At 51.0% G+C, this 14,619-nt stretch carries 11 protein-coding genes; 6 read left to right on the top strand and 5 right to left on the bottom strand.

The annotated features are described in order from the left end of the window. Window positions 1-45 precede the first annotated feature (45 nt). Window positions 46-1,623: an MGH1-like glycoside hydrolase domain-containing protein gene (locus FJM74_RS21675; protein ID WP_187264745.1), complete on the bottom strand. Its 1,578-nt coding sequence runs from the start codon at window positions 1,621-1,623 to the stop codon at window positions 46-48. A gap of 450 nt (window positions 1,624-2,073) precedes the next feature. On the opposite strand from FJM74_RS21675, the gene FJM74_RS21670 reads away from it, so the two are divergent. The 5 genes from FJM74_RS21670 to FJM74_RS21650 all read left to right on the top strand — a co-directional run bounded on the left by FJM74_RS21670 (window position 2,074) and on the right by FJM74_RS21650 (window position 6,819). Next, window positions 2,074-2,679: a hypothetical protein gene (locus FJM74_RS21670; protein WP_187264744.1), complete on the top strand. Its 606-nt coding sequence runs from the start codon at window positions 2,074-2,076 to the stop codon at window positions 2,677-2,679. A 292-nt stretch (window positions 2,680-2,971) separates the two neighbouring features. Then, window positions 2,972-3,859 carry an AraC family transcriptional regulator gene (locus tag FJM74_RS21665; RefSeq protein WP_187264743.1) on the top strand — a complete coding sequence of 296 codons (888 nt, stop codon included), beginning with the start codon at window positions 2,972-2,974 and terminating at the stop codon, window positions 3,857-3,859. A gap of 42 nt (window positions 3,860-3,901) precedes the next feature. Continuing rightward, complete coding sequence (locus tag FJM74_RS21660) at window positions 3,902-4,858, top strand: multidrug resistance efflux transporter family protein (RefSeq protein WP_187264742.1); 957 nt, start codon at window positions 3,902-3,904, stop codon at window positions 4,856-4,858. Between the two features lie 372 nt (window positions 4,859-5,230). Then, window positions 5,231-5,974 (top strand): DUF4184 family protein, encoded by a 744-nt coding sequence (locus FJM74_RS21655; RefSeq protein WP_187264741.1) that lies wholly within the window; start codon window positions 5,231-5,233, stop codon window positions 5,972-5,974. A 104-nt stretch (window positions 5,975-6,078) separates the two neighbouring features. Beyond that, complete coding sequence (locus FJM74_RS21650; RefSeq protein ID WP_187264740.1) at window positions 6,079-6,819, top strand: DUF4184 family protein; 741 nt, start codon at window positions 6,079-6,081, stop codon at window positions 6,817-6,819. A gap of 282 nt (window positions 6,820-7,101) precedes the next feature. Here the strand turns inward: FJM74_RS21650 and FJM74_RS21645 are convergent, their stop codons facing one another. The 3 genes from FJM74_RS21645 to FJM74_RS21635 form a co-directional block, all read right to left on the bottom strand. After that, the gene (locus FJM74_RS21645) at window positions 7,102-8,445 is read right to left on the bottom strand and encodes a TolC family protein (RefSeq protein WP_187264739.1); all 1,344 of its coding nucleotides are present in this window, start codon (window positions 8,443-8,445) and stop codon (window positions 7,102-7,104) included. Between the two features lie 64 nt (window positions 8,446-8,509). Next, entirely contained in the window at window positions 8,510-11,614 is a 3,105-nt protein-coding gene (locus tag FJM74_RS21640; RefSeq protein WP_187264738.1) for an efflux RND transporter permease subunit, read from the bottom strand. 161 nt (window positions 11,615-11,775) lie between these two features. Next, window positions 11,776-12,861, bottom strand: a complete 1,086-nt coding sequence (locus FJM74_RS21635; protein ID WP_187264737.1) for an efflux RND transporter periplasmic adaptor subunit — start codon at window positions 12,859-12,861, stop codon at window positions 11,776-11,778. A 285-nt stretch (window positions 12,862-13,146) separates the two neighbouring features. Here FJM74_RS21635 and FJM74_RS21630 point away from each other — a divergent pair, with 285 nt between their 5' ends. Then, a complete protein-coding gene (locus tag FJM74_RS21630; protein ID WP_187264736.1) occupies window positions 13,147-13,482 on the top strand; it encodes an MGMT family protein in 336 nt (111 codons plus the stop codon). 74 nt (window positions 13,483-13,556) lie between these two features. On the opposite strand, the gene FJM74_RS21625 is transcribed toward FJM74_RS21630, so the two are convergent. Further along, window positions 13,557-14,129 carry a hypothetical protein gene (locus tag FJM74_RS21625; RefSeq protein ID WP_187264735.1) on the bottom strand — a complete coding sequence of 191 codons (573 nt, stop codon included), beginning with the start codon at window positions 14,127-14,129 and terminating at the stop codon, window positions 13,557-13,559. Window positions 14,130-14,619 lie beyond the last annotated feature (490 nt).

Below are 14,619 nucleotides of genomic sequence, written 5' to 3'. Positions count from 1 at the left end.
TATAAGGATTTTTGTAAATGAAGTGTTTGTTTTTGCTGATTGTTCTTAGCTTTTTTTGGAGGGCAGTTTTGCCACGGCCTGCTTCAGGTCTTTGGAGTGATGTATCTCCTTGCCGTCTGCAAAAATACGGAAGCCTTTTCCTTTGCCGTATTTCTCGCCGGTTTTATCCCACAGGATGGTCACGATCTGGTTGTGGTACAGCACATTGTCGAGGCAGAACCAGTCCCATTGGCCTTCCGGAATGAGCGGCTGCACTTCTATGCTGTTGCCGGGCTGTGGTTTCAGGCCTACCAAATCGTTTATAACCAGGTCGGTAAAGCCGGAGTGGTTGTAGTAGCTGCTGCGCGGGTTGTCGCCTTTCAGCCAGTAGCCAGTCTTTTCATCCTGGTATTCGCCCAGGTAAGGCTTGCCGTTTTTCTGGTGCGACCAGGCGTAGGTATGCAGGGCATCGTAGTAGTCCTGCTTGGTCATGGTATGGTTGGAGTAGTTGTTGAGCAGGTTTGCCAGCCCTTTCAGGGTTTGAGTAGAGGCAAAGGGCCAGATAGCGCCATCCCACTCGCAGCCGTGGCCGGAACCGCGCGTACGGAAAGTAGGCTCACGTCGCTCGGCCGTGGTCAGGCCCCAGGGGGAGGCAAAGCCGGCTGAGTCGCGGACCTGTTCCCAGGCCTGGGCATAGGCTGGCGAGTCGTCGGGCAGGTTAAAGTACCACGGAATGTAGCCGATGGCTTCGCGGGCTCTGTGGAGCTCGCCGTTTTCGAGGCGGGTTTTATAGAATTTGTCCTTGTCATCCCACAGGTGCTCCTGCACGGCTGCCTTGATGGTGGCGGCATTTTGTTTGTATTCGGTGGCCACTTCGGGTTTGCCGGCCATGGTGGCCAGGTTGGCAATAGCGTTGGCATAGCCGAACATGTAGCTGCTGATGGTTGGCCGCGCGTTTTTCTCCCTGCGCGAGCCGCTCACCGACTCTTCCATGCCATCGCGCACATCAAATTGCCAGAACAGGTTTTTGCCGTAGTTGTTGGTCTTTTCCCAAGTCTTGTAGTCTTCTATAAAATCGTCGAGCAGGGCCAGCACGTGCGCTGAGTCCTGGTTTACCAGAAAGCGGTTATAGGCGGCATCGCCAATCCAGCTGCTGAATTTGTAGTATTTGCTACGTTCCGATTTTTTCTCAGTCTCGAACCAGAAGTTCACATACTGGTTCAGGTACTCCTGGTTGTGCAGCCAGCGGCCTTCGTACACGTGGTGGGAGAGGGCGCAGCTGATGGTGTTGTGCATGCCATCGTGGCTCACGGGTGTAATGAACTCGGTGAACACGAAGCCGTCAGGTGTTTCTTTCAGGTGCTTCCGGAAGGTCCACCAGCGGTAATAGTAGTTTTTCTCCAGCACGGAGTCGGGGCATTCGAACAGCGGCACGTTTTGTTTCATCCAGCTGGCTGACTGGGCGTTCGGAACGTAGTTCACCACATCCTCGGGTTCCATCTGGTTAAAATAAGTTACATACTGGTCGAGTTTCTCGCCTTTCAGCACCCGCTCATTGGGTTGCAGGGCGGCCGGGTCGGTGCAGCCTCTCGCCATCGCGAGCAGGCCGACTACTAGGAATAGCTTTTGAGCTAAGTATACCATGAATAAAAATATTAAAAGCTGATAAGAAGCTGAGTGTCAAACGAACAATCGTTCCTCGTCATTCAAAAAATATAAACTTGTAGCGATTTTTTTCCTGATTATTGGCAAGGCTAAGTTACTACTTAATTGGAGCCTTTACAAATAAATAATTTTACTTATGAAGTAAATGTTTAAATATAAAATGCAGCAAAAAGCGTTCCTGAATTGATTTCTTGGAGGCAAAATTATGTTCCGCACTAGAATAGAAGAACCAGCACCCGGGGTAAGGTGCTGATCCTTAGATAAAGGACATGTTTTTCTGCAGCTACACTGGTCAGGCAGTAACGGCAGCAGTGTAGATTTGATAAGGGACTTTGCATCATGGCTTCTTCTGGTATAAAAATTGATGAATTCTTACCTTAAATTGGAGCTTTTAAACTTGCACCTCCACCTCAAGTCAAAATCGCACTTATGAAGCCATCTGTAACAATTCTTTCCTGCTTTCCACTGCTGTTGCTCTTCTCTACGAGCGCCTATGCGCAGCGCTTGCCTGAAGAGTTTACCAAGAAGAACAGCATCTATGTGGAGGCTGGCGGTTTAACGCCTGGCTATTCTTTAAATTATGACCGAATGGTTTTTCAGAGAAATTCACTAAAGGTACTGGCTCGCGCCGGGGTGAGTGCGTTCACGGTTAGGAACAGAACCCGGCAGGCACTATCGGAGTTTGGTGATAAGAGAGCTTTAGACTACGGGCTAATTTCTGAGGTGTCTGTGGTGATGGGTAAAAGGAATCATCATTTTGAAACAGGCCTTGGTTACTCCTATAGCAACACGGTAGGGTATCATAAACGAAAAGAGAATGGGGTGCTAACAGACTTTTATCGCATAGTTTTTCATGGTCATCATTTAGTTTCACATATCGGCTACCGCTACCAGAAGCCATCCGGAGGTTTGGTGCTCAGGGCCGGGCTTAAACCTGTTCTTATTTCAAAATCAGTAAACAATGCCAAGTACTTAAGTAACAGTTACAATTTTTTTGATCTTTCAGCTGGTGTTTCGCTCGGTTGGAGCTTCTAAATTAAAGTTTGTAGTAAGGCTGTTGCTGCAGGCGCTACTTCCTGAGTTCAGCTCAAAGAAGTTGCCGGGCATTTTGGCATAGCCAGCAGCAGCAATTATTTCAATGAAAATTAACCTCCGGAGCTTTTTGCTGCTGCCGCTGCTGCTGCTTATTGGGCCTGCCAAGTATCAATAGTATTGGCTTCAGACGTGCTTTCTAAAATATTCTGCCTACCGGCAAAGAAACTTCCGGATAAATTCTTTCATTTGCTGCCAGCCCGGGATGTTGTTTTGGCTGCCTGTGCTACCCCAGATGAAAGAACGAAAACACGACAAACTGCCCAACCAGGACCTGCTGCACCAGCAGCCGCTGACGGTTGTTCCGCTCGGGGAGTATACCAGCGAACTGTCGGAGGTGCCGCACAGCCACGATGCCTATATGCTCATGCTGGTGCAGGAAACCAAAGGCGGCGACAACCTGATCGATTTCAGGCGTTATGCCCTGGAGGCGGGCCGTATTTTTTTTGTGCGGCCGGGGCAGGCGCACCAACGGCAGTCGCGGCAGGAGCAGGGCATCCTGGTATCGTTTTCGGAGAAGTTTCTGCAAACAACCGGCACCAGCGCCCACGAAGTGCTGATGCTGTTCGGCTCCCTGTACCAACACCCCTACCTCGACCTGCCACCGCAACTGCAGCATACGGTGGAGCAACTGGCGCACCTGATGGAGATGGAGCTGCAGAAGCCGCTGCCCGATTGGAGCATATTGTTGCGGTACCTGTACATACTGCTGCGTTACCTGCTGCACGAGAGCGTTCAGGTCATAAAGCAGCTTACGCCAACCCGGCACAGCGAACGGCTTTTTCAGTTGAGCCACCTGGTAGAGGAGCATTTCAGGGAGCACCGGCCCATTACCTTTTATGCCGATGCCCTGGCCATTACACCCAAGCACCTCAACAGCCTCTGCCGCCAGTACCTGAACACGACCGTGGCCGATATGCAGCACGAGCGGCTACTGCTCGAAAGTAAACGCCTGCTTTACTTTAGCAGCCTCTCTGTAAAAGAAATTGCCTTTGAGCTTGGCTTCGAAGACGCTTCGTACTTTGTGCGGTTTTTTAGGCGGCTCACAAGCACTACGCCTATGCAGTTCCGGGCAGGTGGTGCTGAAAGTACCATGCTTGTTGCTCAAAATCCTGCATCCTGATACTGCTGCTGCTCTACCTTTGCCTGAAATTTTTTACGGGTGATGCAGGCTTCTCAACATTCCAAAGCAATAGCAACCGGCGCACTGGCCGGTGTTTTTTTTAGTTCAACTTACATTCTCAACAGTTTTCTGGCAAGCACCGGCGGCCACTGGGCCTGGACGACAGGGCTGCGCACGACCTTGCTGGTGCTGCTCTTAGGCCTTCTGCTGCAAATGCAGGGCCAGTTAAAGCAGCTACTGCAGGTAATGGGCACAACAATCTGGGTCTGGATTGGCTGGGGCAGCGTGGCCTTTGGGCTTACCTATTTCTTTTTAACCTACGGAGCCATGTTTGGGCCGGGCTGGCTGGTGGCGGGCGTGTTTCAGTTTACCATCGTAGCGGGCATTTTAATCGCACCTTTTATTTATAAAGATGGCCGTGCCCGCATTCCGGTGCGCGCACTTCTCCTGTCTGTTTTAATTCTGATGGGCATCGTGCTGATGCAGTGGAGCCAGAGAGAAGGAAGTTACACCACAGGGCAGTTGCTGACTTGTGTTGGCCTGGTGCTGACAGCTGCCTTTTTGTGGCCACTTGCAAACCGCAAGCTCATGCTGCACCTGGAGGTGACGCAGCAGAAACTAAGTGCCATGCAGCGTGTGGCCGGTACCGCCATTGGCAGTCTGCCGTTTAACCTGTTGCTGATGGGGTATGGCTACAGCGAAGCTGGCTGGCCCTCGGAGCAGCAGGTGCTGGCGGTATCGGTTATAGCAGTTAGCTCCGGTGTGTTGGGCTGCATCTTCTTTTTCAAAGCCATGCATATGGTCCGCACCGATGGCGCAGCCATGGCAGCCGTAGAAGCTACCCAGTCGCTTGAGATTCTGGTGACGGTAATAGGAGAGGTGCTGCTCCTGGGCATAGCCTGGCCCGGCTGGTCAGGTAACTTTGGCATGATGCTGATCATGGGCGGCCTCCTCTTATACAGTGTGCCGGCCCGCCGAAAAGTGCTGGCCCTGGAGTAGCCTGCAGGATGGCGCCTTGAGAAAAAAGATGCCTGGCAGACGGATGATCTCAGAAGCAGGTGACATGATTCTAATGCTTTTGCCCCTCCGGAGCGGCGGCCCCCGCTGCTCCGGAGGGGCTTTATTTTAGGTGAGGGATTCCTTTTGAGCCGGGGCGTGAGGTACAGGAGTGAAACCTTGTGCCTGGCGAGCTGACCCTTAATGAGACCTGCGCCGGCAACGTATTGCCAGGTCTTCACATCTCCAACTCTTCAAATTAAAGAGTCAACACATCAAATTGGCGTAGGAGGTCAGCCTGAAATATGTACCTTTGCAGCTTCTGCGAGGTATTGAAGCCTCCGATGTTCCTTCTGAACAAAGCTGTAATCTGTAATGCCTTTCACGTTCTCGCATCCTGCCGTTGTGTTGCCGCTTCACCGCCTGTTTGGCAGCGCCTCCCTCACCGGGCTGGTGGTTGGAAGCATGGCGCCGGATTTCGAAAAATTCATAAAGCTGGGCTCCGGAAATACCTACAGCCATACCCTGCTGGGTGTTTTCTGGTTTAGCCTGCCAATTTCTATCCTGATCGCGCTGGTTTTTCACCTGGTTGTCCGGAACACGCTGATCGATAGCCTGCCAGGCTTGCTGCGCCGCCGTTTCAGCCGGTACAAGAACTTCAACTGGGTCGCGCATTTCAACAGGCACTACAAAGCCATTATCCTTTCAATTGTCGTGGGCGCGCTGACGCACCTGCTCTGGGATGCCTTCACCCACAAGCACAGCTTTGTGGCCGACCTGGTGCCGCAGCTCCGGCAAAAAATCTCCTTCGAAACCTTCAGTCTACCCGTGTACCTGGTGATGCAGCTAATCAGTTCTTTGTTTGGGCTGCTGTATATCTTGTATGTGGTGTACCGTATGCTTAGTTCTGAAACTCCTGCTGCACCTGAATTCTCGCCCTGGCTATATTGGCTGACGGTGATGCTGATCATGGGGGCGGTGATGGGTGTGCGGTTCTGGGTAGAGGCTGCGTACCCCATGGATGTGATCTTTACCACTATTGCGGCTTTTCTGCTCGGCATTACGCTGGCTCCTTTTCTTCAGCCGGGCAAACGCGTCTATCCTTTCTGGCAGGCATAACGCTGCAGGAGCCGAAACTATATTGCATTTTATGCTTAAATTTTGTTGCCAATGCAGGTAAAGTAGCATTTTGTGAGTATATTCCGGATACAACCAGGGAGCCTATGCCATTTACTTTTTCACATCCGGCCATTATCTTTCCGATTTACCGTGTTTTCAGGAAGTGGACTTCACTTACAGGGCTGGTGATCGGCAGCATGGCGCCGGATTTCGAGAAATTCCTGTTCATGAAACACTCCAATGCCTTTAGTCACAGCATCACCGGCGTGTTTTTGTTTTGCCTGCCGGTATCGCTGGGGCTCTCTTTTCTGTTTCATTTGTTTGTCCGCGATGCCCTCATCGATAACCTCCCTGATTTTCTGAGGAACAGGCTTTACCCATACAGGAAGCTGAACTGGCCCTCCCATTTCAGGAAACATTACCTGCTGGTGGTGACCTCTGCGTTGGTTGGCTCCCTCTCGCATCTTTTCTGGGACGGATTTACACATTCCGATGGCTTTTTGATGAATTTTTCATCCCCGTTTCTGAGCAGGAGCTATACGGTGGCCGGGCTTTCGGCTTCGCCCTTTCTGGTTTTGCAGCTAATCAATTCGCTGGCCGGCATGCTGGTCGTTTTATGGGCCATGCTGCAACTGCCGCTGCAAAAGGTGCCTGAGCGAACCGGGAGCCTGGCTAATTACTGGTTGCTCGTAGTAGCTGTTACCTTAGGGCTGGTGGTGTTACGGGTATTGGTCTACACGCCCGACAGGCGGCTGGAAGTGGTGCTGACTGCCATGCTGGCTTTTCTGGTGAGCCTGGTCCTGACGCCACTGCTGCGAAAGCCTGCCTCCCGGTATTCCGCTTAGGAGAATTGCTAAACTAAAAAGCTGGAATTTTTACAAACCTGGTTTCTTATAGCCTGCAGTTTCCGGTTTACAGCTATCGCCATGCAGGGAGATCAATTATTCTAATCAAAACACCCCCTCTGAGGCACGCTACCCTGCACCCAAGCCTGATCCCTGCGAGTAGAAATGCGCGGTAAGGTGGCTCCGGGAGCCATCTTGCCCAGGCAGAATAAACAACCCAGCAACAATGCACCTCAGAGGGGGTGTTTTGATTAGAATAATCTGAAAGGCTTTACTAGCTGATCAATTGCTTTCCTGCAGCAGGGTGCTGCCAATTCTTTTTAGTTCTGTTTCGGCCACCTTCGCCTCAAACTGTATGTCTATCAGGCGGGTTTCGGCCACCAGCTGGTTGCGTTGTGCCTCGCGGAGTTCTATGGCCGTGAGCAGCCCTAGCCGGTAGCGTTCCATGGCGATCTCGGCATTCTGCTTTGCCAGCACCACATTCGACTCCTCCAGCTCCAGCAGCTGCAGGCGGTTCTGGTACTGCGTAAAGGCCCGCGACATATCCGACTGCAGGTTGTTCTGCTCGCGCTGCAGCGCAAGAGAGTTGGCATCTACGGCTATGCGTGAGTTTTGTATCTGGCGGTTTATCTCCAACCCATTAAAAATAGGCAGCGTAAAAGTCAGCCCGTAGTTAAACCCTTGCCGATTGCTTTCGTTCGTTCCGATGGTGTTGCCGAAAAATTGAGGGTCCTGGATAGAGCGGTTTATGCCATAGCCGCCGGCAAGACCCACGGTTGGCAGGCGCATGGCACGGGCTGAGCGGAGGTCATAAATGGCTATGTCGCGGTTTATCCGGAGGCGCTGCAGGTTCGGGTTAGAAGAAAGCAACTGGTTGTTGATGGTGGCCAGCCTGAAATCATTGGCTACTTCAATTACATCGTCCACCACAAAATCGATGTTGGGGTCGCGGCCAAGCAATTGGTTCAGGTTTATCTTGGAGGTTTGCAGCAGCTCCATCTGGCGCAGCAGTTCGGCGCGGTCGGCGTTGTAATCTACCTGTGCCCGCAATATCTCCACTTTGGCGCTCACGCCCACATTGTACTGCTCCTGCGTAATATTTACGCGCTGCTCCGATATGGCAATGGCATCCTCGATAGAATTTATCTTGCGCGCCTGCCGCACCACATCGTGGTAGGCCGTAATAATATCTGCCAGGGTGCTCTCCACGGTTGCCTTTGTGAAAAATGCCCCTGATCTCTCCAGGGCCTTCAGGCGGTTGTTGTTAATGAACATGCGGCCGCCGTCAAAGAGGGTCCAGTTCAGCAGCAGGCTGGCATTGGATCCTCTGTTGGTAGAGTTGTCGACGATGCGCGGCTCATTGTTTTCGAACTGGTTGCGGATGTCGTTCCTGGAAAAGTCGCGGGTATAGCGGGCGTCTACGGATGGCAGGAAACCAGCATTGCCAAGGGTCACGTTGTTTTCGCTGATTTTCTGCTCCTTTGTTACAATCCGGATGTCGTAGTTGTGCTGCAGGCCGAATTCAATGGCTTGCTCCAGGGTAAGTTTTTCCTGCGCCCGGGAAAAGCCGGGCCATAGGAGCGCCATGCCAAGTAGAAGCAGCGCAGTGGTTTTTTGCAGTGACATTAAATAATGTATCTCTTATCTTTAAACGGGAGTATGAACAATTAATTTAGCAAAACCTACATACTTACTGGATAACTGTGGCTGGCTTTGCTGCTTTAGCTTGTACTGGCTTCAGTTCCTCCTCTTCTTCCTTGTCGATGGGCCCCACGGTTGAGTTTGAGAAGTAAGAGTAAATAGCCGGGATAATATACAGCGTCAGTCCTGTAGAGAAGATCAGGCCGCCTACCACGGCTATACCCATAGAGGCACGGCTTTCGGAGCCTGCGCCTAAAGCGAGGGCAATTGGCAGGGTTCCCAGAATGGTGGAAAGGCTTGTCATCAGGATCGGGCGGAAGCGTGACACAGCCGAGTCTACGGCTGCATCGAGCTTAGTGAGGCCCTGTTGCTTCCGCTGATTGGCAAACTCCACCAGCAGGATGCCGTTTTTGGTTACCAGACCCACGAGCATGATCATGCCTATCTGACTGAAAATGTTCATGGTCTCATTAAAATACCAGAGGCTTAACAGTGCACCAGCCAGAGCCAAAGGCACCGTGAACATGATAATGATGGGGTCGCGGAAGCTCTCGAACTGTGCCGAGAGTGCCAGGTAAATAAGCCCCAGGGCCAGCAGGAAGGCAAACATTAAGCTTCCAGAGCTCTCAGAGAAGTCTCTTGACTGGCCCGCCAGTGTTGTCTGGTAGGTTTCGTCCAGCACATCTTCTGCAATTTTCTCCATGGCTGCCACGCCATCTCCTATGGTTTTGCCTTTGGCGAGGGAGGCGCTAAAGGTAGCGGCGGCAAACCTGTTAAAGCGGTATACCTGCGGTGAGGCACTTTCTTCTTTCAACTCAATCAGGTTGTCCAGCTGTATGAGTTCTCCATTGGCATTTTTTACGTACAGGCTACGGAGGTCGAGCGGTTCGCTGCGGTTTTCGCGTGCCACCTGCCCCAGAATCTGGTATTGCTTGCCACCTCTCACAAAATAGCCAAAGCGTTGCCCACTCAGGCCAAGCTGCATAGTCTGAGCCACGTCGCGTACGCTAACTCCCAGGGCAGTGGCTTTTTCACGGTCAATCTCTACCCGCAGCTCTGGCTTGTTAAATTTGAGGTTCACATCCACGAAGTTGAAGGTCGGGTCTTGCTGTGCCGCCTCCAGGAAAGGAGGAATGATATCGCGCAACTTTTCTATGCTCTGCGACTGCACCACAAACTGCACCGGCTGACCGGCTCCCCGGCCACCGCCAAGCCCTTTGTCGCCGGAGGCGAAGGCTCTGGCACCAGGTATCTGATTAATAAGGGCGGGCAGATCGTCTACGATCTGTTGCTGCGATTTGTCGCGGTCTTTTGAGTCTACCAAACGCAACCGGATAAAGCCGGAGTTGGAATTCCGTGTCATGGAGGTAATGCTGGCAATGCCCTGCACCGAGTCGTTGACCAGGGAGGTGAGTTCGTTCATATACCTATCCATGAACTCAAAAGAGGCTCCTTCCGGACCGGTGGCATTTATTCTGAGCCCGCTCCTGTCCTCATCTGGCGTTAACTCAGACTGAAGTGTAGACATTTGCCACCAGATAGCGCCTGCTGAGATAATGATCAGGACAAAAGCTACCCAGCGCACTTTCATAAAACTCTCCAGGCTGCTGCGGTAACCATCGGTAAGGGAGGTAAAGAAGGGTTCTGTCTTGCGGTAAAACCAGTTTGGCGTTTCCCGGCGCTTGAGGATGCGCGAAGACATCATCGGAGTTAGTGTTAAGGACACAAACGAGGAGATGATGACAGAACCGGCCACCACAATGCCAAACTCCCGGAAAAGCCGCCCGGTGGTGTCTTCCAGGAAAGCCACCGGCATAAATACTGCTGCCAGGGCCACTGTGGTAGATATAATGGCAAAGTAAATCTCCTCAGAGCCTTTTTTGGCCGCTTTCATGGGTTCCTGCCCATCCTCAATCCGGGCATAGATGTTTTCCAGCATCACAATGGCGTCGTCTACTACCAGGCCAATGGCCAGCACTACACCAAGCAGCGTGAGTACGTTAATGGAAAAGTCCATCAGGTACATAATAAAGAAAGCGCCGATGAGAGACACCGGGATTGCCACTACCGGGATAAGTGTAGAACGCCAGTCGCGCAGGAACAGGAAGATAATGACCACAACCAGACCAAAGGCTACAAAGATCGTTTCTTGTACCTCGGCAATGGAAGCTTTAATATATTGAGAGTTGTCGAAGCCGATAGTAAGCTCCAGGTCTTCAGGCAGGTCTTTTTTAATGAAATCCAGCCGTCTGTAGAATTCATCGGCAATCTCTACCTGGTTGGAGCCGGGCTGTGGCACAAGCACCACACCTATCATAGGTATGCCGTTGTAGCGGAGCACTGTCTTTTCGTTTTCGGGGGCGAGCTGGGCATAGCCAATGTCCTGGAACCTTATCAAACGGTCAGCATCCTGTCGTACCACCAGGTTATTGAATTCTTCAGGTGTTGAGATCCGCCCCATCGTTCTTACTGAAAGCTCTGTGGTGGCACCTTCTATACTTCCAGATGGCAATTCTACGTTCTGGCGGGTCAGGGCATTTTGAACTTCAACGGGTGTAATCTGTAAGGCGGAGAGCTTGTCGGGGTTCATCCAGAGGCGCATGGAGTAGCGCTTGTCGCCCCAGATCATAATTTCACTGACCCCAGGTATGGTCTGTAGCTGCTCCTTAAACACATTCATGCCTATGTCTGAAAGTTCCAGGAGTGTACGGGACTCACTCCTGATCCCCAGAAAAAGGATAGGGTTTGCATCAGCATCTGCTTTGGCAATGGTAGGGGGCTCTGCATCTTCGGGCAGCCGGCGCTGTGCCCGCGACACCCGGTCGCGTACGTCATTTGCGGCGGCCTCCATGTCTACGTCCAGGTTAAACTCTACCGTAATGTTGCTGTTGCCGTCGCTGCTGGTAGAAGTAAGCGTTCTGATGCCGGCAATACCATTAATCGACTCTTCCAGCGGCTCAGTTATTTCTGATTCAATGGTTTCGGCGTTGGCACCGGTATAGGTAGTTCTTACGTTTACGATGGGCGGATCAACGCTCGGGTACTCGCGCACCCCCAGGTACGTGATACCGATAAACCCGAACACCATAATCGTGATGCTCATCACGATGGCCAGCACAGGGCGTTTAATGCTTATATTAGATAAACTTGCCATGAATTTGATTTAATTGCGGAGCGTGCTGCTCCGTTTGTTTGTTTTCTGAGCCTGTGTGGTACGCAGCCGTTTCAAGAATCCATAGTTCCTGTAAGAACCGGGAGGTGGAGTGCCTGTGGCAGGTGACTGATTTATGCCGAACAGGTGCAGCAGCCATAGGCTTACTGGTCTGTGGAGGCGTTTATGTTTCGGATACTCAGGTTGGAGCCTGGCCGAACCTGCAGGATTCCGGACTGGATGATGGTGTCTCCCGGCTCAATTCCCTCTGTAATCTGGATCAGAGTTTCGGACCGCTGCCCGATCTTCACCATCTGCGGAACTGCTTTGCCTCCTTTTGCTAGAAATACTTTATGGCCTGTAGCCTCTGGTATAATGGCCTCGGTTGGCAGCAGAATGGCTTCATCTACATCTTTGAGCGCAATTTCAATTTTTACGAAAGCGCCGGGCTTTACTTCTTCCTGCTTGTTGTCGTACAGCGCCCGCACCACCATAGTGCGTGTTGCCGGGTCTATTTTCGGAGCTACCGCATAAATCTTTGCTTCATACCGCTCCGGGTTGCCTTCGGAGGTAAAAATAATCTGGTCGCCTTCCTTAAGCTGATGGCTGTAGCGGCCTGGCACAGAGAATTCTATTTTAACCGGGCTAATGTCTACTACCCTGGCAATTGGAGTGTTGGCAGACACATAACTGCCTTCGCTCACCTGCCGCATGCCAATTACCCCATCAAAAGGCGCGCGCAGGTAAGCCTTTGCAAGGGTTGCCTCCAGGGCGCGTATGTCGGCGTTGGCAGTGGCCAGCTGGTTGCTCACCTGGTCATACTCCTGGCGGCTGATATACTCTTTCTCCAGGAGGGTGCGCTGGCGTTCCTCCATGTCCCGGTACAGCTTCTGGTTTGATTTCAGCTTCTGGAGCTGCGCCTGCAGGTCCTGCACGTTCACGGTCAGGAGCAGCTGCCCTTTTTTAACCCGTGTGCCCTCTTCAAAATTGATTCCTGTTACACGGCCGGCAATCTCACTTATCAGCTCCACCTCCTCATTGGCAAGCACAGTGCCGGTAGAGGTTATCTTGTTCTGGAATGCCAACGGCGACACCACAAATACATCAACAGCCACCCGCTGTGCCATAGGACCACCTGTTGGTCCGGCTACTTTTGCTTCACCGTTATCAGAGAACACCTTGTTTACGAGCAGGTAAGCAATTGCCGCAATGGCTACCACTATCAGTGTGATTTTAACAGTTTTATTCATTTAATGTTTTACACCCGGAGTGCAGTTAGGAATTTTTGTTTCTCAAAGTTATTAAATATGCATCGGCGGCTAAAACAAAAAAACAGATTAAAATCTGTCTTGGCGTTTAAACATTAAAAAGCTGTTCAAATTACCCTCTTACTAAACCCAAACCCAGCTTGTAAAGTTCTTTAGGAGAGCTTAAACTTACAACCGATAAACCGCCCGGCGCACCTACCTGGCTTGCCCTTAGACAAAAGTTATTCCGTCGGGTTTAATGCAGGGTTCAATTTTTTTGAAAATATTATGAAAGCAGAAAAAGAGAGTTTTTTTCAGAATGTATATGAAGTGGTGAGGCTGATACCTGAGGGGAGGGTGACCTCCTACGGGGCCATTGCCAGTTACCTGGGGGCTAAAGGATCTGCACGTATGGTAGGGTGGGCGCTGATTAGTTCACAGCCTTTTACGGCCATTCCGGCACACCGTGTGGTGAACCGCAACGGGCTGCTGACGGGAAAGCAGCACTTTGAGTATGCCGCTGCAATGCAGGAGCGCCTGGAGCAGGAGGGGGTGCAGGTAGAGAATGACCAGGTGCTTGAGTTTGAGAAACGTTTCTGGGATCCGGCAAAGGAGCTGCTGTAGGGGCAAAAAACAAATACCTCCAGCAGCGTTCCGGCCCTGGAGGTATTTTGAGGTTAAATAGAGCTCAGATGGTTTTACAGCTCAGCCGTTCTGTTAGGGGTGTGATGGTACTGGTCTGAGAGGAGCATATTGCCCTTTTTGTCTGCCTTGTACACCAGTTTGGTAAATGCGCCATTGTTCTGGAAAACATAACGCCATTGGTCCGGGTTTGCATGCTTGCTGTTGCCCGAGGTGACGGCAGTAAGCATGATCGTGTTAAATTCAGGATACCAGGAGCCGGTGAACAACAGTGTCTCTTTGCCTGTGGCGCCGTTGGTCTTGTAGAATTCGAACTGGTGGCGGGTTTTGGAGAAACGCAGGCAGCCTGCTTCTTGCTGCAGGGTGCCATCAGCCGCTGTAAATTCGTACTGCTCGTGCACCGATACATCGGTCGAGGACGGTTTAAAGATTGCCCTGCCCGGAACCGTGAGCATCTGCCTTGTATCAGCTTGCCAGCTAGACTTGTCAACGAGCCAGTTGCCTATTGTTTTTTGCAACAAAAAAGAAGCGTCTGCATCAGAAATACGGGCTGGGGATTGTGCCTGAGCAGTGGTGGCAGACCATACCAACAGCATGGCCATCAGGATGAAAGTGAAGTGATTTTTCATGGTATAATTTTTATGAAAATTATTTATAGAAAGTGTTTTTTTGCTGCTTTATGATGAAGTAAATGTAATCAAAATGCGACATATTAGCAGCTTTATAGCCGGAAATTTTCAGTATGAAAATCGCTGTTTTGGCTGATTTTTTAACAAATTATAAATTACAAACTCATTTTAAGGTGTTAAAATGATACATTGTTAAAAATGGTTGCATATTGTTGTTTTATTTTAAATGGCGTTGTAATGTGTTGCAAAACTTAAAAAATATGATTTTTATCACTAATTCCCAGGAGGCGCCAGGAAAGGTGAAAGAGAGTTGAGGAAGCGTGATATTTGCAGGTCTTTTTAAGGTATGCTGACAGGAATTTCGGATTTTTGTCAAACTACTGTACGTTTTTGAAGAAGGCGTCCGGGCTGTCTCCGGCCTGCCAGGAAATGCGGGCCTGTAAAAGGAATGGACCTGGGCTGTATTCTAAGGTGCAGGAATCCGGAATAA

It is taken from the genome of Pontibacter beigongshangensis (assembly GCF_014332515.1).
GTDB classification, from domain to species: Bacteria; Bacteroidota; Bacteroidia; order Cytophagales; family Hymenobacteraceae; genus Pontibacter; species Pontibacter beigongshangensis.
This window is presented reverse-complemented; position numbering and strand designations above follow the sequence as displayed.